This is a genomic window from Streptomyces sp. NPDC058257 (assembly GCF_042881845.1).
In the GTDB taxonomy this organism is placed as follows: Bacteria; Actinomycetota; Actinomycetes; order Streptomycetales; family Streptomycetaceae; genus Streptomyces.
The window spans coordinates 287,615-307,317 of the sequence record NZ_JBHVXJ010000007.1 but is presented as its reverse complement, the minus strand read 5'-3'; the positions used below and the strand labels follow the sequence as shown (position 1 = coordinate 307,317).

Here is a 19,703-nt window from a genome sequence, read left to right as displayed (position 1 = left end):
CGAGGAATCAGCTGGGATCAGCTGGACCGGCGGTCAGGCCTCGCAGTGGGGAACAGTCCCTGGCTCAGCCCCGCTCGAAAACGGCTACCGTGCGCGCGGGGACGCTGAAGGTACCTGAACTCCTCTCGTACGACGCCGACTTGACCACCGGGTCGGCTCCCTTCGCCTGGACGGGGTGGAGCTTGTACGCGGTGTTCTTCAGGGCCGTGACGCGCTGCTTCCGTGCGTCCGGGGTCGCGTTGAAGACGACCACGAGGTTCCCGACCTCCATGGTGATCACGCCGGGGGCCTCGGCGGAGGTGCCGGAGAGCGGGTAGGCGAGCCGGGACTGAACCCGTCCTGCCGTGGCCAGGGAGAACGCCGGCTCGGTCGCGCGCAGTTTGACCAGATCCTGGTAGGCGGCCGATGTGCCGTTGATCTCCGCGCAGCCCGGAGTCAGGGAAGCGGACGTCAACAGGGGCTTTCCGTAGGCCCACTTGTCCTTGTTGTCGGCGGCCGGGGGCAGACCGCGGCCGAAGCCGTTGCCGTCCTGGCAGTTCCAGTGCAGGGCGTTGAACCAGTCGCCGCTGTCGTAGGAGTTGCGGTCGAGGGACTTGGAGCGCAGCAGGTCGCTGCCGGCCTGGGAGAGGGACGGGCCCTGGGCCAGGGTGGAGGTCGCCATCGCGAGCACCTGCATGCGCGAGCGCTCGGCGGCCGTGGTGTCCGCGGGAAGCTTGAAGGCGAGCGCGTCGTACAGCGATTCGTTGTCGTGGGCGTCGGTGTAGGAGAGGGCGTCGCCGGGGGCTGCCGCGTAGCCGGCCGGGGCTCCGTTGTAGTCGACCTCGGAGCCCTTGACCTGCTTTCCGGCGGAGTCGGTGAACGTGTACCCGGCGAGATTGCCGGTCAGGGCCACCTTGAGCAGGTCCTGGTAGTGCAGGAGCCGCGCCTTCTGCTCGGCAGGGGTTCCGTTGGCCTTCGACGCGTTGGGGTCGGTGAACAGGCCGCTGGCGAAGCCCTGTACGCCGGGGTCCTCGTCGAAGGGACCGCCGCCGCGCACCGCGTCGCGGCCACGGTCGGAGAAGGTGGCGATGCCCGTGCCCGCCATGTTCTTCTGGGTGGCCTGGACGAAGCGGGCGTCATCCGCGATCTCGCCGAAGTTCCAGCCCTCTCCGTAGAGGACGATCTGCTTCCCGTCGACGCCGTCCTTCTTGAGGGTCAGCGCGTCCAGGGCCTTGCGGACGGCCAGGATGTTGGCCTTGGGGTGGTGTCCCATCAGGTCGAAGCGGAAGCCGTCGACCTTGTACTCCTTGGCCCAGGTGACAAGGGAGTCGACCACGAGTTTGCCCATCATGGCGTTCTCGGGTGCGGTGTTGGCGCAGCAGGTGGAGGTGGCCACCGTGCCGTCGTCCAGCAGTCGCTGGTAGTAGCCGGGCACGATCTTGTCGAGGACGGACCTGTCGGCCTGGCCGCTCGCGACGGTGTGGTTGTAGACGACGTCCATCACCGTGCGGAGGCCGGAGCCGTTGAGGCCCTGGACCATCTGCCGGAACTCGACCGTGCGGCGGGTCCCGGCGGGGTCGCTCGCGTAGCTGCCCTCGGGCACGGTGTAGTGCAGGGGGTCGTAGCCCCAGTTGTAGGCGTCCTTCGCGGCGGTCTCGGTGACGCAGGCCTGCTGCTCGTCGGAGTCCGGGGCGGGCGCCGTCAGGTCGCAGTCGGGCGTGGCCTGGTCGGCGGCGCGCTCGGGGATGGTACCGATGTCGAACGCGGGCAGCAGATGTACGTAGGACGTGCCGGCCTTGGCCAGCTCGCGCAGGTGCTTCATGCCGTCGGACGCCGTGTCGGTGAAGGCCAGGTACTTGCCGGGGTGGCGCGCCGTGCGGTCCTCGACGGAGAAGTCGCGGATGTGCAGTTCCTGGATCTGCGCGTCGCGCAGGGGTATCGCCTTCGGCTTCTTCAGCCGCTCCCAGCCCTTCGGCGCGAGCTTCGGGTCGTCGAGGTCGACGGCGATGCTGCGCTCCGAGTCCGCGGTGAGCGCGGTGGAGTAGGGGTCGGTGACCTTGTTGGTGACGACCTTCTGGACGCTGGGCGCCCATACCTTCACGACGTAGCGGTACTGCTTGCCCGACCAGCTCCTGTCACCGGTGACGGACCACACGCCGCCGGCGTCGTCGCGTCGCATGGCCACGCGCCTGCCGTCGAGTTCGAGACTGACGGACTGGGCGGTGGGAGCCCACAGGGCAAGCGTGGGGCGGCCGTTGCGGAACTGCGGGCCGAGATCGGCCTTGGTGGCGGTGGCGCTGTAGAGGTCGTCGAGGATGCCCTGCGTCTGGACGCCGGTGGCGGTGAGCAAGGTGCCGTCGGCGTCTTCGCGGACCGCGATGACCTGGCCGGTGAGGGCACGGCGGACCAGGTCGCGGTCGCGCGGGTCGACGGTGAAGGCCGCGTACTCCTTCAGGTGCGGGTACTTCTTCCGCTGTGCTTCGGTGAGCCCACCCGCGGCCGGGGTGAGTCGGATCCGCCGCCCCGCACCGGCGATTTCGCCGTCCTTGACGGTCAGCCGCCCGTCACGTGCGTACACCAGCTCCTGGGACTTGGCGTCGCCTTGGACGTCCCAGGCGACGGTGTTCTTGTCCATCCACTGCGCCTTGGACATGGACAGGTCGAGCTCGGCGGCGGGCGCGTCGGCGGCGGCCGGTGCTCGGGGCGCGGCGGTGGCCGAGGACGTCAGGGGCGCCACCGCGGCGAGCAGGGCGAGGGCCGTGATCGCAGCGGTGCGACGCGGGGAGCCGGTCAAGGGTGGTTCTCCTTGCGGATGAATGACGGGGAATACGGGGGTGAAAGCGGGGAGGGGTACGGGAGCAGGGCCGCCCGGCGGCGGGGAAGCGAGGGCCGGGCGGCCGGTCATGCGGGGCGATCAGCCCTCAGCAGTTCCTGGCCCCGGTGTGCAGGGCCAGTGCGGTGTTGGGCGCCACGGTCGCCGTGAACTGACCCGAGCCGTTGACGGTGACGCTCCTGCCGCTCTGGACGTCGCAGTAGCTGCCCGCGGCGAGGGACGTCTGGAAAGTCCGGCTGACCGCAGAGCCCTCGTGGTTGATCGCCACGTACGCCTTGTCCCCGCGGCCGAAGGCGATGGCGTTGTTGCCGTTGTCCCACCAGTTGGTCATCGCGGTGCCGCGCGCGGTGTTGCGGAACTTGACCATGCTCTTGATCTCGGGCCAGGCGTGCTGGCACTTCCAGCCGTCGCTGTAGCAGGCTTTCACCTGGCCTCCGTTGGGCGATCCGGCGTCGGTGCTGCTGAACTCGTAGCCGGAGTGCACGTCCGGTGCGCCGTAGGGAAGGGCCAGCATGAAGACGTGGGCGAGGGTGTAGTTCGCGCCGTCCTTGTAGTTGAGGGTCTGGCCGTGCCGCTCGGTGTCGTGGTTGGCGACGAAGACGGCGGCCGAACCGCTGGGCATGTAGCCCCAGCCCTCACCGAAGTTCTTCAGGTAGGCGAGCTTCTCGTTGTTGAAGACGCGCTTCAGGTCCCAGCCGTAGCGGAACTCCTGGGCGTCGCCGGTGGCGGTGTACTCGCTCGGGGAGACCGCCTCGCCCGCCCCGTAGATCGTCTCCTGCTTGAAGTAGACGCCGGGGTTGGTCAGCCGCGACTTGATGTTCTTCAGGTCGTCCACGGCGATGTGCTTGGCCGCGTCGACCCGGAAGCCGTCGACGCCGAGCGAGAGCAGGTCGTTCAGGTAGCCGGCGACCCTCCCCCGGACGTATTCCTCACCGGTGTCGAGGTCGGCGAGGCCGCCCAGTTCGCAGTTCTGGACGTTCCAGCGGTCCTGGTAGTTGCTGATGTCCGAACGGCAGTTGTCCATGTCGGCGCCCGAGTACGTGCCCGGGTAGTCGTACTTGGTGAAGGAGGATCCTGCCGAGCCGGTTCCGGAGGCGTTCGTCATGTGGTTGATCACCGCGTCGGCGACGACCTTCACCCCGGCCGCGTGACAGGTGTCGACCATGTTCTTGAACGCGGTCCGGTCGCCGAGCCGGGTGCCGATCTTGTAGCTCACGGGCTGGTAGGCGGCCCACCACGCCTCGCCCTGGATACGTTCCTGGGGCGGGGAGACCTGTACATAGCCATACCCGTCGGGGCCGAGCTGCTGCGTGCACGCCTTGGCCACCGAGTCGAACTTCCACTCGAAGAGCACGGCGGTGACGTCCTTGGCGCCCGGCGGGGCGGCCTGCGCCTGCGGGGCTCCGGCGACGATGCCGCCCGCGGCACCCGCCACCAGGGCGAGAGCGGCGGCGACGGGTCTGCGGACTCTGGTCTTTCGGCCAGCCATGAGGGCCTCCTGCATGAGTGAGGTGTGACCTTTGCATGAGTCAGGTGTGACCTTGTCCGGCAACGCGCCGTGCCCGTAAGGCCGTTGAAGGATGTTGCAGAAACATTTCAACGCCGTTTTCGGTCGAGACCGTACGACCCCCGGGAACCCCGGTCAACCCTCCGCGCACACTCTCGCGTCAGATGCGGAATCTCGGCACTTCAGGCACCGTAAAACCTTCCGCAAGACATTGCGGCGGTGTTACGTTCAAGCACAACTCCGGTCCGGGCGGCCGGGGGACCCGGACAACGGGCCCCACGCGCCCGGCCCGTTCGGACCGGGGTCACGAGACGGGGAGGCCCCGGAGCCACACCATGACCCCGCTGCCCGAACAGGGCGGCTCCGGGGAACTCCCTCTCAGCGCCGAGGCCGCGCCGTGGAACCGCGCACCACCAGCTCCGGCTGGAAGACGAACTCCGTGTGCTGTACGGGGTTTCCGTGCAGCTCCTCGACGAGCGCGCCCACGGCGGCGCTCGCCATCGCCTGCACCGGCTGGCGCACCGTGGTGAGCGGCGGGTCCGTGAACGCGATCAGGGGCGAGTCGTCGAAGCCGACCACCGAGACGTCGCCGGGCACCGAGAGGCCGCGCTCACGCGCCGCCCGGACGGCGCCGAGCGCCATCATGTCGCTGCCGCAGACCATCGCCGTGCACCCCTGGTCGAGCAGGGCGCTCGCCGCCGCGTGCCCGCCCTCCACCGTGAACAGCGTGCGCTGCACGAGCTGTTCGGACTGCGCCTGTTCCAGGCCGAGCAGCGCGTGCAGCGCCGCCCCGAACCCCTCCGCCTTGCGCAGCGAGGGGACGTAGCGCGTTGGGCCGATGGCCAGACCGATCCGCCGGTGACCCAGGTCGACGAGGTGACGTACCGCCATCCGCGAGGCAGCGCGGTCGTCGGGAGAGACGAAGGACACCGGGATGTGCTCGTTGTAGCCGTTGATCAGGACGAACGGCACTCCGCGGGCGTGCAGTTCCAGATACCGGGTGGGGTCTGCCGTGGTGTCGGCGTGCAGTCCGGAAAGGAAGACGATGCCGCTGACCCGGCGCTCCTCCAACTGCTCCACCAGCTCGTCCTCGCTGGCCCCGTCCGGCATCTGCGTGCACAGCATCGGCGTGTAGCCGTGCCCGGACAGGACCTGCTCGACGACCTGCGCGAAGGCGGGGAAGATCGGGTTGCTGAGCTCGGGGATGACCAGGCCGACCAGACCGGCGCTGCGCGGCTTGAGCCGTGTGGGCCGCTCGTAGCCGAGCACGTCCAGGGCGGCGAGCACCCGGCGCCGGGTGCCCGCGGCCACCCCCGGTTTGCCGTTGAGCACCCGGCTCGCGGTGGCCTCGCTGACGCCGGACTGGGCCGCGATGTCCGCGAGCCGCGGGGCGCCCCGGTCCGACCGGTCGGCGCCCCGCGGCAGGGGAAGGGTCACACCGCCCACCAGACGGTGGTGTCGGCGGGCAGCTCGACCTTGCCGTCCACCGTCTCCACCTCGGCGTTGGCGAGGAGGATCCGACCGGGGGCCGGAATCCGTACCGCCGCGCCGGTGGTGTTGGCCGTGCACACGAAGTCCTCGCGACGGAAGGCGAGAACGCCCTCGGGAGCCTCCAGCCACTCCAGCGAGTCGCCCGCGCCGAGCCCGGGCTGCGCGCGGCGCACGGCGAGCGCACTGCGGTACAGCTCCAGGGTCGACGCCGGGTCCCCGGTCTGCGCCTCGACGCTCAGCTCGCCCCAGCCCGCCGGCTGCGGCAGCCAGCTGCCGCCCGAGCCGAATCCGTGACTGGAGCCGTCGACGGTCCACGGGATCGGCACCCGGCAGCCGTCGCGGAACCCGTCCTGCCCGCTCGCCCGGACGAACGAGGGATCCTGGCGCACCTCGTCGGGCAGCTCGGTGACGTCCGGCAGACCGAGCTCCTCGCCCTGGTAGACGTACGCGGATCCGGGCAGCGCCAGCATGAGGAGCGAGGCGGCACGGGCGCGCCGCAGGCCGAGCTCGCGGTCACCGGCGGTGCGCAGCTGGGTGCCGAGACCGGGCGGGTTGGCGAACCGTGTCGCGTGGCGGGTGACGTCGTGGTTGGAGAGCACCCAGGTGGCAGGGGCGCCGACGGGCCGCATCGCGGCGAGCGAGACATCGATGACCTCGCGCAGCTCCACGGCGTCCCAGTGGGTGCCCAGGTACTGGAAGTTGAAGGCCTGGTGCATCTCGTCCGGGCGTACGTAGGCGGCGGCGCGCTCGACGGTGGGGGTCCACGCCTCGGCGACGAGGATGCGCTCGCCCGCGTACTCGGTGAGGACCTTGCGCCAGCTGCGGTAGATCTCGTGCACGCCGTCCTGGTCGAAGAACGGCATGACGTCGTTGCCGAGCAGCTTGAGCTGGTCGCCGCGGCCGATGTCGGGCAGCCCTTCGGCCTTGACCAGGCCGTGGGCGACGTCCACGCGGAAGCCGTCGACGCCCATGTCGAGCCAGAAGCGCAGGATGGAGCGGAACTCGTCGTGGACGGCGGGGTGTTCCCAGTTGAAGTCGGGCTGCTCGGGGGCGAAGAGGTGCAGGTACCACTCGCCGTCCGGCGTCCGCGTCCAGGCCGGGCCACCGAAGACGGACTCCCAGTCGTTGGGCGGCAGTTCGCCGTTCTCGCCCTTGCCGGGGCGGAAGTGGTAGCGCTCGCGCAGGGGCGAGTCAGGGCCCTCGCGCAGAGCGCGCTGGAACCAGTCGTGCCGGTCCGACGAGTGGTTGGGCACCAGGTCGACGATGATGCGCAGACCCAGCTCACGGGCGTCGCGCAGCAGGGCGTCGGCGTCGAGGAGGCTGCCGAACATGGGGTCGATCGAGCGGTAGTCGGCCACGTCGTAGCCCGCGTCGGCCTGCGGCGAGGAGTAGAAGGGGCTCAGCCATACGGCGTCGACGCCCAGGTCCCTGAGGTAGGGAAGGCGGGCGCGGATGCCGTCCAGGTCGCCCATTCCGTCGCCGTTGCCGTCGGCGAAGCTGCGCGGATAGACCTGGTAGATCACCGCGCCGCGCCACCAGTCCGTGTGGCTGCCGGAGACGGGGGCTGCAGGGGCAGCGAGATGCTGGGTCATGTCTTCCCTGAGATCGAGATCGGGTGCGAGGGGGGTGCGTGCCGTGTCAGGACTTCGTCGCGCCGGCCGTGAGGCCGGAGACGAGGTGGCGCTGGACGAAGCCGAAGATCACCGCGGCTGGCACCGCGACGATCACGGCCGCTGCGGTGAGCGAGCCCCAGTCGCTGGTGTACTGATTGACGAAGGTCTGCAGGCCGCCCGCCAGGGTGAGGTTCTCCTCGCCGGTCATGAAGGCGGATGCGTAGGCGACTTCGGCCCAGCCGGTGATGAAACTGTAGAAGCCGGTGACGGCGAGACCGGGCTTGGCCAGCGGCACGATCAGCCGCCAGAAGGTGCCGAACGGATTGAGTCCGTCCACTCGCCCGGCTTCGTCGATCTCCACCGGGATGGTGTCGAAGTAGCCCTTCATCATCCAGGCGCAGAACGGCACGGCGATCGTCAGGTAGGTGACGACCAGACCGACGGGCTGGTTGAGCAGGCCGAGGCTCGCCAGGAGGTTGTAGAGCGGCACGATGAGCACCGCGACGGGGAACATCTGGGTGATCAGGAGGAGCCACATCAGCGACCGCATGCCGGGGAACTTGAAGCGGCTGACGGCGTAGCCGGTGGTCGCGGAGATGAAGACGCCGATCACCGTGGTCAGTCCCACGACGACCAGGGAGTTGCCGAGCCAGCTCAGGAACTCGGTGTCGTTGACGACGTGGTCGTAATTGCGGAACGTGAAGTCCTTGACCAGGTCGGTGGAGAACGCCTCGCTCGTCGGCTTGAACGAGGTGATGAGCAGCCACAGTGGCGGAAGCACGGCGGTGGCGGAGGCGAGCAGCAGGCCCGCGTGGAGCGCGACCGAGGCCAGTGGCCCGCGTTCGCCGCGCTCCCTGACCTTCGCCTTGGGCAGGTCCCGGGACTTCGGCCCGGCCGGGGACGGGGTCTTCCCGTCGGTCGTGGTGGTCACCACACTTCTCCCTGCTTGCGGAGCGCGCGGCGGTAGACGACCGCGAAGAGCGAAAGGAGCAGCAGAATGACGACGCCCCAGGAGGCGGAGCTCGCGAAGTCGCGCGGGCTCACGACGAACGACAGCCGGTAGGCGTACGTCACCAGGATCTCGGTGGCGTCTCCCGGACCGCCCCGGGTGAGCAGGAAGATCACCGGGAACATGTTGAAGGTCCAGATGCCGCTGATCAGGATGACGGTGCTGCTGACGGTGCGCAGACCCGGCAGGGTGATGTGCCGGAAGCGCTGCCAGGCGTTCGCGCCGTCCATCTCCGCCGCTTCGTAGAGCTCGGCGGGGATGGACTGGAGTCCGCCGAGCATGGCGACCAGCATGAACGGGACGCCGAGCCAGACGTTGACCGTGATCACCGAGAGCTTGGCCCAGGTCGGGTCGTTGAGCCACGGGATGGCGTCGATGCCGCCACCGGCGAGGATCTTGTTGAGGATGCCGTTCTTCTCGTTGAAGAGCAGGCGCCAGGTGAAGACGGAGACGAAGGCGGGCACCGCCCAGGGAAGGATCAGCGCCATCCGGTAGAGGGAACGCCCCGCCAGCTTGCGGTTGAGCATGTTCGCCAGGGCGAGGCCGAGGGCGAAGGAGATCGCGACGCAGGAGACGGTCCAGACGACGGTCCAGGTCAGCCGGTCCCAGAAGACGCTGTCGGAGAGGATCGCGGTGTAGTTGTCCAGACCGACGGACTTGTAGGTCGCCGGGATGTGGTTCATGCCGATGCTGCGCTCGACGTTCGCCTCGTTGGCGTCGGTCGTCGAGAGGTAGAGGCCCCGCACCAGCGGGTATCCGATGATCACGCCGATCACGGCCACCACGGGGGCGACCATGGCCCAGGCGTACCAGTGGGTGGACAGCGACCTGCGCAGCCGTCCTGGGGTCTTGCCGGTCCGCGGGCCGCGACCGCGGACGCTGTGGGCGCCCGCGGCCTCGGCCAGTGACTGGCTGCTGTCAACAGCCATTTACTTGTAGTCCTTCAGGAGCTTGCGGTAGGCGTCGCCGACACCCTTCGCCCCGTCGTCGGGCGAGGTCTTGCCGCTGAGCACCTTCTCCATCTGCAGCCGGATCGGCTCGAACAGGGCGTTGGCCTGCGGGATCCACGGCCGCTCCACGGACTTGTCCACGGCCGGCTTGAAGAACTGCACCATCTGGTTGTCCTTGACGGACTTCACGTCGTACACCGAGGTACGGGTGGGCAGCAGGCTCAGCTTCTCGGTGGTCTGCTGCTGCACCTTGGCCGAGCTCATGTACTTGATGAACTCGTAGCTCGCGTCGAGGTTCTTGGACCCGGCGTAGGCGGCGAGGTTCCAGCCGCCCTGCGGGGATGCCTGGCGGTCGCTGCCGCCGGGGACCGGGGCGATGCCGAGGTTGGCCTTGTCGCCCTTGAACTCCTTGCCCTGCAGGGCGCCTTCGATGGACCAGGGGCCGTCGAGGGCCATCGCGACGTCGCCGTCCTTGAAGGCGTTCAGCTGGTTGTTGTAGCCGTCGCTCGCGTCGGTGGTGGCCGCCTTGGAGTCGACCAGGTCCTTCATCACCTTGAAGGCCGCGGCGCCCTGGGGGTCGTCGACGGTGACCTTCTTGCTCTTGGTGTCGAGGAGGTCGCCGCCCTCGCCGTAGAGGTACGGGAGGTAGTAGTACGGGTCGTCGCCGCGCAGGTAGAGGCCGGTCTTGCCGGACTTCGACTTGATCTTCTTCGCGGCGGTCTTCACCTCGTCGAAGGTCTTGGGCGCCTCGACACCGGCCTCCTTGAGCATCTTCTTGTTGTAGAAGAGCGCCAGGGTGTCGATGGTCTGCGGGGCGGCGTAGGTCTTGCCCTTGAACTTGGTGCTCGCCGCGGCCTGCGGGAGGTAGTCGTCGGCCTTGTCGAGGGCGGGGGTGCCCTCGAGCGGGGCGAGGTAGCCCAGGTTGGCGAAGTCCGCGACCCAGGCGACCTCGGTGCGCATCACGTCGGGAGCACCGGAGTTGCCGCCCGCGGCGTTCTTGAACTTGGCGTTGGCCTCGCCGAACGCGACGCTGACGTAGTTGACCTTGACGTCCGGGTGGAGCTTCTCGAAGCCCTTGGCCAGCTTCTCGTAGGTCCCCTTCTCCGCGTCGTTCGAGGTGTCCCAGAAAGTGACGGTCCCGGACAGCTTGCCCGAACCCTTGCTGCCGCTGTCACCGTCATCCCCACCGCACGCTGCCGCTGTCAATGCCAGGGCCCCGACCAGTGCGGTGGCCGCTATGCCACGCCGCATGTGAACTCCTTCAACTGATCCCGGAACAAGGGGAGGCGAGACCCCTCAACTGAGCTGCCTCCAACGAAGCCGCACTCGACGCGGCGCCGGGTTGCCACGGAACGTAACAGGATTGAAAAGCGCCCGAAAGACCTTGCGGGAAATTACTGCAAGGCCTGCTGATCGTTACCACCGTGTGTCCTTACGGTTGCCTTTGCTGCGCTTGACAGGGCCCTGAAGTGGCGATTGCCCTCCCCCACTGCCGCCCGGCGCCCCTGCAAGCTCCTTGCAGAACCGGAACTTTCTGCAAGCTTTCACGACCGGTGTGCAATCCGGCCGATCACCGATACAGTCCCTGCATGACCGCACGGCTCGTCGACATCGCAGCGCAGGCCGGGGTGAGCGAAGCCACCGTCAGCCGCGTACTGAACGGCAAGCCCGGTGTTGCGGCGACCACCCGTGAATCCGTCCTCGCCGCCCTGGACATGCTCGGATTCGAACGTCCCACGCGGCTGCGGCAGCGCAGCAGCGCCGGCCTGGTCGGCCTGATCACACCCGAGCTGGACAACCCGATCTTCCCGGCGCTCGCCCAGGTCATCGCGCAGGCCCTGACCCGCCAGGGCTACACGCCGGTCCTTGCCACCCAGACGCCCGGCGGCTCCACCGAGGACGAGCTCACCGAGATGCTGGTGGACCGCGGCGTCTCCGGGATCATCTTCGTCTCAGGACTGCACGCCGATACCACCGCCGACATGGAGCGGTACGAAGTGCTGCGCGGCAAGGGCGTTCCCTTCGTCCTCGTCAACGGCTTCTCCCCCAAGGTGCAGGCCCCCTTCGTCTCCACGGACGACCGGGCCGCGGCCCGCCTCGCCGTCACCCACCTCGCCTCGCTCGGCCACACCCGCATCGGCCTCGCGGTGGGTCCCAAGCGCTTCGTACCCGTGCTGCGCAAGATCGAGGGCTTCCAGACCGGCATGCGCGAACGCCTCGGGATGTCGCCCGCGGACTCCGAGCAGCTCATCGAGCACTCCCTCTACACCCTGGAGGGCGGTCAGGCCGCGGCGGGCACGCTGATCGGCCGGGGCTGCACGGCGATCGTGTGCGCCAGCGACATGATGGCGCTCGGCGCCGTCCGGGCCGCCAGGGAACGGGGCTTGGAGGTGCCGCGGGACATCTCGGTGGTCGGCTACGACGACTCCCCGCTCATCGCGTTCACCGATCCCCCGCTGACCACCATCCGCCAGCCGGTCCAGGCGATGGGCCAGGCCTCGGTCCGCACCCTCCTGGAGGAGATCGGCAAAACCCCGGCTCCGCACAGCGAGTTCGTCTTCATGCCGGAACTGGTGGTCCGTGACTCGACCGCCTCCGGCAGGCCCGAACAGGAATCCGCCTAGGCCGGAACAGTCGCCCCCCGTCCGGAGAGGACCATGCGGCGGAGCGCCGCGCAGGGCCGGGTCCAAGTGGCCGTCGCGACGGCCGGAGCGGAGGGAGCCCACCTGCTCGACGATGGCGAACTGTCGCACGCGCCGCCCGTCACGCCGCCCGCTACGGCGCGAGGCAGGCGCGTGCGCATGCACTGTCCCGGCCACGCTGACCGACGTCATCGGCAGGGACCAACTCCGCACCCTGGCAGCCCAGTCACAGCTCTGAGGGACGATGGCAGGGTTCGCCACTCACGGAAGCGGAGGAGGAGACATGGCATCACAGACCGACGTACGCACCAGCCGTGTGCTGTACGGGTGCATGGGACTCGGCGGCACCTGGGACACCACGCCGTACACCGCCGAGGACATCGCCGGGGCCGAGGCCGCGGTGCAGGCGGCGCTCGACGTCGGCATCACGGTGTTCGACCAGGCCGACATCTATCGGCACGGCAAGTCCGAGGCGGTCTTCGGGGAGGTCCTCGCCAGGGCGTCCGGACTGCGCGAGCGCATCGTTCTGCAGACCAAGTGCGGCATCCGTCTCGCGGACGGCGAGAGGCCCGGTCTGTACGACCTGCGGGCTCCGAGCATCGTCCGGCGCGTCGAGGAGAGCCTCACCCGGCTCCGCACCGACGTGATCGACGTACTGCTCCTGCACCGGCCTGATCCGCTGACGGGTCCGGAGGAGATGGCGAAGGCCCTGGTCTCGCTGCACGGGCAGGGCCTGGTGAGACGCTTCGGTGTGTCGAACATGAGCGCGGCGCAGATCGAGCACCTGCGGGCGCGTCTCGACGTACCACTGGTCGCGAACCAGCTGGAGATGAGCCTGGAGAGGCGCGACTGGGTCGAGGCGGGCGTACTCGTGAACACCCCGGCCGCGGCGGGCAACGGCTTCCCGCACGGGACGCTCGAATACTGCGTCGCCAACGGGATCCAGCTCCAGGCCTGGGGAGCACTCGCCCGGGGCCGCTTCACCGACGGCGGCGATTCACCGACCGCACGCCTCGTCGCCGACCTCGCCGCACGCAAGGGGACAACACCGGAAACGATCCTGCTGTGGTGGCTCCAGCGGCACCCGGCACGGATCGCACCGGTCGTCGGCACCAGCCGCCCCGAGCGGATCCGCGCCTGCCGGGATGCCGTGCGCCGCGAACCCGACCTCACCCACGAGGAGTGGTACGACCTGTGGGTCACCGCACGCGGCGGCCCGCTGCCCTAGCCGCTCCTAGAGCCGCCGGACGATCTGCGCCCCCATCCTCTCGACCGGCGTTCGGCTGAAGGCATGCACCAGGGCGAGGTGGAAGAGCGCCGGGGCGAGCGGGGCCCATCGGTGGACGCGGTCGGCACGCAGTACGTACTTGATCACGGTCGCGGGTCGGAACGGCACATAGCCGATGGTCTGGTGCTCCCACCTGTCCGCGACTCCCCTGCTCATACGCGCCTGCAGTCCCTCGCCGGTCAGGTCCTTCAGCCTGGCGTAGAAGCGGGCGCTCCAGTGGCGCTTGTCGATGTCGAGAACGCAGGCGAGCAGTTCGCCATGTCGGACGGCAGCTCGATCTCGTCGTCGAGGACCTGGACGTAGACGGCTTCGGCGGGGATGGACGACTCGCCGTCCCCTTCCACGATCAGCGCCGATGTGTGGAGCGGGCCCAGCGGGAAGGTTCTCCAGGCGGGGATAATCGACGCCGTGACCAGACCCGTCGAGGTCCCGCCCCTCGTACGCCAGAAAGCCAGGAGCCTCGGAGCCGTCGGTGAGCGGTGGCTCACCGAACTGGCCTCAGTCATCGGCGATGTGGAGCGCCGGTGGTCCATCGATGTGGACGTCGGTCGGCCGCTGCCGGGTGGAACCTCCTCCTACGTGGCGCGGGCGCGGACTCGTGACGGAGGGGAAGCGGTGCTCAAACTCTCCCTCCCCTCACCGGACTTCGCGGCCCAGGTGCGGACGCTGCGCCTCGCGAAGGGGCAGGGGTACGTGCGACTGCTCGCGTACGATCTCGAACGTCACGCCATGCTCCAGGAAACCCTCGGGCCCTCGATGGACCAGCTCGGCCTCGCCCCTGTGCAGCAGATCGAGACGCTGTGCACCATGCTGCGACGCGCCTGGCGGGTGCCTCGCGCCGCGGGACTGACCGTCGACCCGGCCCAGGAGAAGGCCCATGCCCTGGGTGAGTTGGTCGGGCGACTGTGGGAGGGACTCGGGCGGCCCTGCTCGGAGCGGGTCGTGAGCCAGGCGCTGACGTTCGCCGGACGTCGCGCCGCCGCGTTCGATCCCGACCGTTGCGTGGTCGTGCACGGTGACCCACATCCCGCCAACGCGCTGCGGGTCACCGCGCCTCGGGCCGGCGCCGATGCGGGGTTCGTCTTCGTGGATCCCGACGGGTTCCTCGCCGATCCCGCGTACGACCTCGGGGTCGTACTCCGGGACTGGTGCGGGGAGTTGAGGGGCAGAGGCGGGGCCGAGGCTGGCGGTCTGGTCCGCTCGTACTGTGCGCTGCTCGCGGACCGGACCGGTGTGGACGAGCGGGCGGTCTGGGAGTGGGGCTTCCTAGAGCGCGTGTCCACCGGCCTCTACGTGCTCGACTTCGGCGCGGAGGAGCTCGGTCGGCCGTTCCTCGACACCGCGGAGCTGCTTGCCTGACACGCCCTGGGACCGGTCGTCATCCGCAGTAGGCGTCGTGCTTCGGCCGCTCCCCCGTCGCCAGGTAGCGGGAGACGGTTCGGTCGCCGCACGCGTTGCCGTTGGCGAGGTAGGCGTCGTGGCCCGTGGAGTCGACCGTGACCATGGTGGCGCGCTCGCCCAGCGCCGTGCGGAGTTTCAGGGCGCCGCTGAGCGGGGTTGCCGGGTCGCGCTCGTTCTGGATGAGGAGGATGTCGGACGGGCCGCTGCCGGTAATCCGTACCGGCGCCTCCTTCGGCTTGAACGGCCAGGCGGCGCACGGCATCGCGTTCCTCGGCATCCCCGCGGTCAGGGGGTACTTGGACCGGCTCTCGGCGACCGTCTTCTCGTACTCCTCCGGCGCCTTGGGCCACTCGATGTCATTGCAGAGCACGGCGGTACCCACCGCGACGGAGTTTTCGAGCACCGCCTCCGGCGGGGCCGGGGGTGCGGAGGGGACCTTGCCCTGCCGGGCGGCCAGGATCAGCTTCGCAAGGCCGGGGAAGCCGTCGGGGTCGTAGAGCGTGTTCAGGAGGGTCTGGCGCAGTACGTTGCCGTCGAGCCGCCCCGGGTTGGCGCCGGGCCACGGAATCGGCTCGCGGTCGAGTGCGGCGGCCAGCTTCAGGAACAGGGGGCGCACCTCGGCCGCCGTATTGGCCAGGCGGTCCGGATTCCCTGGCGCCGAGGCCCACTTGGCGAACTCCGGGAACGTGTCCTCGACTCCCTCCTCGTGCGCGGCGACCCAGTTGCGGGAGACCCGCGTGTGGTCGGGGTCGTCATTGCTGTCGAGGACGACGCGGTCGGTGCGGTGCGGGAAGAGCTGGCTGTAGACGGCGCCGACGTACGTTCCGTACGAGACGCCCCACGCGGAGACCTTCCGCTCGCCGAGCGCCTCCCGGATGCGGTCGAGGTCGCGGGCCTGGTTGGCGGTGGTGATGTGGCGGATGAGGTCGCCGCCGTTGCGTGCGCAGGCGTCCGACATCCGCTGCGCCGTGGCCATGTTCCCGGTGATGGAACCGTCGGGCGCGGGCCAGGGGCGGAGGCTCGATGTGCCGAGGTCGGCATGTTCGAAGCCACAGCTGACCGGCGATGAGCGGCCCAGTCCCCGGGGGTCGAGGCCGATCAGGTCGTAGTTGTCCCGGACCGCCTGCGGCAGCTTCTGCCCCTTGCCCGAGGGGTTGTTGATGCCGGAGCCGCCGGGCCCACCGGGGATGAGGAGCAGGGCGCCGCGGCGCGCCTCGGGCTTCTCGCTGGGGATGCGGGAGACGGCGATACCGATCCGCTTGCCACTGGGACGGGCGTAGTCCATCGGGACTTCGACGGTCGCGCACTCCTGGCGGGGATCGAGGCCACTGCCCTCGCATGTCTTCCAGTCGAGAGCCTCGGGGGTGGTGGGGGTCGATGCCGTCGCGGTCAGCGGCGCGGTGAGGGCCATGACCGCCGCGGAGGCGGTGAGCAGGGCCGCGTTTCGCTTGATCTTCGTCATGGGAGGAGCCTCGTCGATCCTCCCCGGTGGTCACATCCGGCCAACTGGCATATGGAGATGGGGGTTTACCCCACCTCTCCCCCTAGGGTCCCTGGAGGCACGTGTGGCGGGCGCCACACGATTCGAGGTGCGTGACTTAGGTTAGGCTAAGCTAAGTTAACGAGTGATCGCCTCTCTTGGAGGCGCCTCAGTCAAGGAGATTGACGCAGCATGACCTCACTCACCTGCCGCATCCGCCGTACCGCCGCAGTCGCCGTGGCCCTCGCCGCCGGCAGCGCGCTGGCCCTGACCGGAACGGCGTCCGCGCAGCCCGGACAGGCCTCCGGCAAAGCGTCCGGCTCGACCGTCGAGTCGGCGCCGCTCGTGAAGGGTCTCTACCAGTCCGCGTACTCCGAGCGGAACGACGTGCTGTGGGCCACCTCCGCGGTGGGCCGGCCGCCCGTCACCGCCTCCAGCCTGCTGAAGGTCGACCCGCGCACGCTGAAGGTGAAGGCCGACTACACGCCTCCGGTCACCAACGCCGAGACCGGCGCCGTCGAGGCCGTCTATGGAATCGCCGTCGACGACGAGCACAACACCGTCTGGACGACGAACACCCGCGACAACTCCGTCGCCGTCTACGACCAGCGCACCGGCAAGCACCTCGTCTCGCTGCCCGGCGTGAACCACGCCCGCGAGATCGTCGTGGACGCCAAGCACAACACGGCGTGGGCGAGCGGCTTCGGCGACGGCACCGTCGTCGCCTTCGACACCCGCACCTTCAAGGAGAAGAAGCGCGTCACGGTCGAGGGATCGAGCCCGACCGGCCTCGCCGTGAACGCGCGGACCGGCGCCGCCTACGCCGCCGACCTCAATGGCGACCAGATCATCGAGATCACCCCGAAGAGCGCGAGCCCCCGCCTCATCCCGACCGGCGACGGCCCGATCTCCATCGCGCTCTCCAAGGACGGCCGCACCGCCTACACCGCCGACCAGGCCGCGGGCGGCCTCTCGGTCGTCGACCTCAAAAAGGGCGCCGTCACCAAGTCCGTGCCGACCGGCGCGGGCGCCCTGTCCGTCGCCACCGACCGGCGTTCGGGCAGCGTCCTGGTCGCCAACCGGACCCCCGGCACCGTCTCGGTCGTCGACCCCGCCAAGGGCGCCGTCGTCGAGACGCTGACCACCGGCGCCAACCCCAACCACGTCCAGGTGACGGGCGGTACGGCGTTCGTGGTCGACAAGTCCGCCGCCGGACCCGAGGGCCAGGACCAGGCGCACCGCATCCGCATCGGTCGCTGAGGCAGCGCGGCCGCTGACGCATCGGCCGCTGAGGCCACAAACGCTCAGTACCTCCCCGCGTACCGCCCACCACGCAACCGTGGCGGGCGGTACGTCTTCGCAGGCCGCAGCCGCTCGCGTACGAGACGACGCTGCGCCGCTACCGTCACGATCACGCCCGCGCCGAGCAGCGGCCAGGCGAGGGGACCCGCGGCGATCACGGCGGTGACCAGGAGCGGCCCCCCGCTGCGCTGCGCGGACGAGGACAGGCCGTGCACGCCGAGGTAGGCGGAGACACGGCGCGTTGCGGGCCGGGGTCAGGGCCGTGGTGTGCGGCCCGCGCGGGCAGAACCCGATGGGCGGCTGCTTCTCGCAAGCGAGGCGGGACGCCCTGCTCGACGCCCTCGGCGGCTTCCCGGAGGTGCTTGTCATCGAGGGCGATCACAACGCGCAGATCTCGGGGGCACCCTCGTACTCGATGGCGGCCGGCGGGCTCGAACGCTGGGCCCAGGTGCGCACCGTGTCCAAGCACCTGGGCAGCGACCTGCGCTGGGCAGCACTGGCATGCGACGCCACGACGCTGGCCCGGCACGAGGGGCGAATGCTGCTCACTTCGGGGTGGGTCAGCCACGTACTGCGGGAGACGGTCGAGTTCACGATGGCCGATCCCTCGGCGTGGGATCGCGGCGCGCGGCGCGAGCGGTATAAACGTGTGGGCCCCGGTGCGGGACGAGTCCGCGGTGGTCAACGGGTCGCGCTCGCACGGGTGGTGGGTGGCCGCGGGGCCGCGCTTCCGTATCGCCACGCCCGCCGCCGTGCGGATCACCACAGCCACGCTGGAGGTGACGGACACGGCTCGGCTCGCCACGGACTTCGCCGCGGTGCTCGGCGAGTCCGAGGCGACGTAAGGGGGTTGAGTGAGGCAGTCTGGACAGTACGTCCCGCTCCCCCGAGGTGCCCCATGATCAGCTGGCGTCGACTCGACGAACCGGACTTCCCCCTGTTGCGGCGATGGCTGGAGCAGCCGCACGTCGCGCGCTGGTGGAACCACGAGACCTCACCCGCCGCGGTGGCACGCGACTTCGGCCCGGCGGCCCGCGGGGAGGAGCCGTCGGAGGACCTGCTCGTGCTGCTCGACGGCGAACCGTTCGGCCTGGTCCAGCGCTCTCGCTTCGCCGACTACCCCGAGGACGGAGATGAGTTGGCGGGCCAGGTGGAGATCCCCCGGGGCGCCATGACCATCGACTACCTGATCGGTGATCCCCGGCGGGTCGGCCGGGGGCTCGGCACCCGCATGATCCAGGCGATCGTCCGAGCCACGTGGGCCGACCATCCCCGGGCCACAGCCGTGCTCGTCCCCGTACACGTGGGCAATCCCGCGTCCTGGCGCGTCCTGGAGAAGGCGGGGCTGCGACGGGTGGCCGAAGTGTCGCTCGAACCGGACAGCCCCCTCGACGACCGCGCCCATTACCTCTACCGGATCGATCGCCCAGCGGACTGAGCTCAGGCCCTGATCGTCGAAGTCAGCTCCCGCCGTCACCGTCGAAATCCGCCCGGGCCCGCTCCACCTCGTCCAGGCTCCCCGACCTTGCCCCTGACTCTCAGGCGCGCGGTGCGATGCTGAAGTCGAACGCGGAGGTTCCTGGGTCCACCGCCGTCACGCCGCCGTCCACGGTGAGCACCGCGCCGTTGACGAAGGAGGCGGCGGGCGAGAGCAGCCAGGTGATCGCCTCGGCGACCTCCTCCGGTTCTCCCGGCCGCCCCGCCGGGACGAGCCGCGTCGCTTCCTCGTACGCCGCGTCGGCGCCGCCGTCCCCCAGCCGGGCCTCATCGGCGAACCGGGCCATCCGCCGGTCGGCGCTCTCGGTCCGCACCCAGCTGGGGCACACGGTGTTGGCGCGAAGGCCGGACTTGCCGTAGTCGACGGCGAGGGAGCGGCACAGCTGGAGAAGCGCCGCTTTGGACGTGGCGTACGCGGCGTTGGCCACGCCGTTGCGCAGTGCGGCGACCGAGGCGACCGCGACCACCGAGCCGCGCGCCTCCAGGAGGTGGGGAAGCGCGGCCCGCATCAGCTGGAAGGGACCAGTGAGGTTGGTTCGAAGGACGGTGTCCCAGTCCTCGTCGGAGAGGTCACCGACGGCTCCGCCGCGCCCGACCCCGGCGTTGAGTACGAGCCCGTCGATGGGGGCCAGGGGGTGCATTTGCGGAACGGCGGGCCCCGCGGGCGGCGCCGGGAGGCCCCCCGGGGCGGGCGGGGGGCGCGGGCCCGGG

17 protein-coding genes and 1 pseudogene are annotated in these 19,703 nt (G+C 69.9%); 6 read left to right on the top strand and 12 right to left on the bottom strand.

Going from position 1 to position 19,703, the window contains the following annotated elements:
- Positions 1 to 64 precede the first annotated feature (64 nt).
- The 7 genes and pseudogenes from pulA to ACFVXC_RS20005 all read right to left on the bottom strand — a co-directional run bounded on the left by pulA (position 65) and on the right by ACFVXC_RS20005 (position 10,633).
- A complete protein-coding gene (gene pulA, locus ACFVXC_RS20035; protein WP_389906819.1) occupies positions 65 to 2,773 on the bottom strand; it encodes a pullulanase-type alpha-1,6-glucosidase in 2,709 nt (902 codons plus the stop codon).
- Between the two features lie 130 nt (positions 2,774 to 2,903).
- A pseudogene (locus tag ACFVXC_RS20030) lies at positions 2,904 to 4,301 on the bottom strand (alpha-amylase family protein); the annotation flags it as partial.
- A gap of 396 nt (positions 4,302 to 4,697) precedes the next feature.
- The gene (locus tag ACFVXC_RS20025) at positions 4,698 to 5,765 is read right to left on the bottom strand and encodes a LacI family DNA-binding transcriptional regulator (protein WP_389906817.1); all 1,068 of its coding nucleotides are present in this window, start codon (positions 5,763 to 5,765) and stop codon (positions 4,698 to 4,700) included.
- Complete coding sequence (locus ACFVXC_RS20020; protein ID WP_389906815.1) at positions 5,753 to 7,402, bottom strand: glycoside hydrolase family 13 protein; 1,650 nt, start codon at positions 7,400 to 7,402, stop codon at positions 5,753 to 5,755. Before ACFVXC_RS20020 ends, ACFVXC_RS20025 begins: the two co-directional genes overlap by 13 nt.
- A gap of 46 nt (positions 7,403 to 7,448) precedes the next feature.
- Positions 7,449 to 8,297 (bottom strand): sugar ABC transporter permease, encoded by an 849-nt coding sequence (locus ACFVXC_RS20015; protein WP_389906941.1) that lies wholly within the window; start codon positions 8,295 to 8,297, stop codon positions 7,449 to 7,451.
- Between the two features lie 53 nt (positions 8,298 to 8,350).
- The gene (locus tag ACFVXC_RS20010; RefSeq protein ID WP_389906813.1) at positions 8,351 to 9,361 is read right to left on the bottom strand and encodes a carbohydrate ABC transporter permease; all 1,011 of its coding nucleotides are present in this window, start codon (positions 9,359 to 9,361) and stop codon (positions 8,351 to 8,353) included.
- Complete coding sequence (locus ACFVXC_RS20005; RefSeq protein WP_389906812.1) at positions 9,362 to 10,633, bottom strand: extracellular solute-binding protein; 1,272 nt, start codon at positions 10,631 to 10,633, stop codon at positions 9,362 to 9,364.
- Positions 10,634 to 10,971: 338 nt separating this feature from the next.
- Between ACFVXC_RS20005 and ACFVXC_RS20000 the strand changes: the two genes are divergently transcribed.
- Both ACFVXC_RS20000 and ACFVXC_RS19995 read left to right on the top strand, forming a co-directional pair.
- Entirely contained in the window at positions 10,972 to 12,006 is a 1,035-nt protein-coding gene (locus tag ACFVXC_RS20000; protein ID WP_389906810.1) for a LacI family DNA-binding transcriptional regulator, read from the top strand.
- 301 nt (positions 12,007 to 12,307) lie between these two features.
- Positions 12,308 to 13,252: an aldo/keto reductase family oxidoreductase gene (locus ACFVXC_RS19995; protein ID WP_389906808.1), complete on the top strand. Its 945-nt coding sequence runs from the start codon at positions 12,308 to 12,310 to the stop codon at positions 13,250 to 13,252.
- A gap of 6 nt (positions 13,253 to 13,258) precedes the next feature.
- On the opposite strand, the gene ACFVXC_RS19990 is transcribed toward ACFVXC_RS19995, so the two are convergent.
- Together ACFVXC_RS19990 and ACFVXC_RS19985 are read right to left on the bottom strand one after the other, a co-directional pair.
- Entirely contained in the window at positions 13,259 to 13,468 is a 210-nt protein-coding gene (locus tag ACFVXC_RS19990) for a hypothetical protein (protein ID WP_389906806.1), read from the bottom strand.
- 32 nt (positions 13,469 to 13,500) lie between these two features.
- The gene (locus ACFVXC_RS19985) at positions 13,501 to 13,656 is read right to left on the bottom strand and encodes a hypothetical protein (RefSeq protein WP_389906804.1); all 156 of its coding nucleotides are present in this window, start codon (positions 13,654 to 13,656) and stop codon (positions 13,501 to 13,503) included.
- Between the two features lie 64 nt (positions 13,657 to 13,720).
- On the opposite strand from ACFVXC_RS19985, the gene ACFVXC_RS19980 reads away from it, so the two are divergent.
- Positions 13,721 to 14,671, top strand: coding sequence for an aminoglycoside phosphotransferase family protein (locus tag ACFVXC_RS19980; protein ID WP_389906802.1), 951 nt, complete (start codon positions 13,721 to 13,723; stop codon positions 14,669 to 14,671).
- Between the two features lie 19 nt (positions 14,672 to 14,690).
- Here ACFVXC_RS19980 and ACFVXC_RS19975 read toward each other — a convergent pair whose 3' ends face one another.
- Positions 14,691 to 16,175, bottom strand: coding sequence for an alpha/beta hydrolase (locus tag ACFVXC_RS19975; protein WP_389906800.1), 1,485 nt, complete (start codon positions 16,173 to 16,175; stop codon positions 14,691 to 14,693).
- 210 nt (positions 16,176 to 16,385) lie between these two features.
- On the opposite strand from ACFVXC_RS19975, the gene ACFVXC_RS19970 reads away from it, so the two are divergent.
- Positions 16,386 to 17,453 carry a YncE family protein gene (locus tag ACFVXC_RS19970; protein WP_389906798.1) on the top strand — a complete coding sequence of 356 codons (1,068 nt, stop codon included), beginning with the start codon at positions 16,386 to 16,388 and terminating at the stop codon, positions 17,451 to 17,453.
- A gap of 44 nt (positions 17,454 to 17,497) precedes the next feature.
- On the opposite strand, the gene ACFVXC_RS19965 is transcribed toward ACFVXC_RS19970, so the two are convergent.
- Entirely contained in the window at positions 17,498 to 17,710 is a 213-nt protein-coding gene (locus tag ACFVXC_RS19965; RefSeq protein ID WP_389906796.1) for a hypothetical protein, read from the bottom strand.
- Positions 17,711 to 18,154: 444 nt separating this feature from the next.
- On the opposite strand from ACFVXC_RS19965, the gene ACFVXC_RS19960 reads away from it, so the two are divergent.
- Both ACFVXC_RS19960 and ACFVXC_RS19955 read left to right on the top strand, forming a co-directional pair.
- The gene (locus ACFVXC_RS19960) at positions 18,155 to 18,340 is read left to right on the top strand and encodes a hypothetical protein (RefSeq protein WP_389906794.1); all 186 of its coding nucleotides are present in this window, start codon (positions 18,155 to 18,157) and stop codon (positions 18,338 to 18,340) included.
- A gap of 53 nt (positions 18,341 to 18,393) precedes the next feature.
- Positions 18,394 to 18,933 carry a GNAT family N-acetyltransferase gene (locus tag ACFVXC_RS19955; RefSeq protein ID WP_389906792.1) on the top strand — a complete coding sequence of 180 codons (540 nt, stop codon included), beginning with the start codon at positions 18,394 to 18,396 and terminating at the stop codon, positions 18,931 to 18,933.
- A gap of 100 nt (positions 18,934 to 19,033) precedes the next feature.
- Here ACFVXC_RS19955 and ACFVXC_RS19950 read toward each other — a convergent pair.
- The coding region (locus tag ACFVXC_RS19950) for an SDR family NAD(P)-dependent oxidoreductase (RefSeq protein WP_389906790.1) at positions 19,034 to 19,703 on the bottom strand (670 nt) is incomplete at its 5' end.

Coding starts and splice junctions, on each gene's coding strand:
- ACFVXC_RS20020 (WP_389906815.1), bottom strand. CDS start 7,402: ATGACCCAGCATCTCGCTGCCCCTGCAGCCCCCGTCTCCGGCAGCCAC.
- ACFVXC_RS20010 (WP_389906813.1), bottom strand. CDS start 9,361: ATGGCTGTTGACAGCAGCCAGTCACTGGCCGAGGCCGCGGGCGCCCAC.
- ACFVXC_RS20005 (WP_389906812.1), bottom strand. CDS start 10,633: ATGCGGCGTGGCATAGCGGCCACCGCACTGGTCGGGGCCCTGGCATTG.
- ACFVXC_RS20000 (WP_389906810.1), top strand. CDS start 10,972: ATGACCGCACGGCTCGTCGACATCGCAGCGCAGGCCGGGGTGAGCGAA.
- ACFVXC_RS19995 (WP_389906808.1), top strand. CDS start 12,308: ATGGCATCACAGACCGACGTACGCACCAGCCGTGTGCTGTACGGGTGC.
- ACFVXC_RS19990 (WP_389906806.1), bottom strand. CDS start 13,468: ATGAGCAGGGGAGTCGCGGACAGGTGGGAGCACCAGACCATCGGCTAT.
- ACFVXC_RS19975 (WP_389906800.1), bottom strand. CDS start 16,175: ATGACGAAGATCAAGCGAAACGCGGCCCTGCTCACCGCCTCCGCGGCG.
- ACFVXC_RS19970 (WP_389906798.1), top strand. CDS start 16,386: ATGACCTCACTCACCTGCCGCATCCGCCGTACCGCCGCAGTCGCCGTG.
- ACFVXC_RS19955 (WP_389906792.1), top strand. CDS start 18,394: ATGATCAGCTGGCGTCGACTCGACGAACCGGACTTCCCCCTGTTGCGG.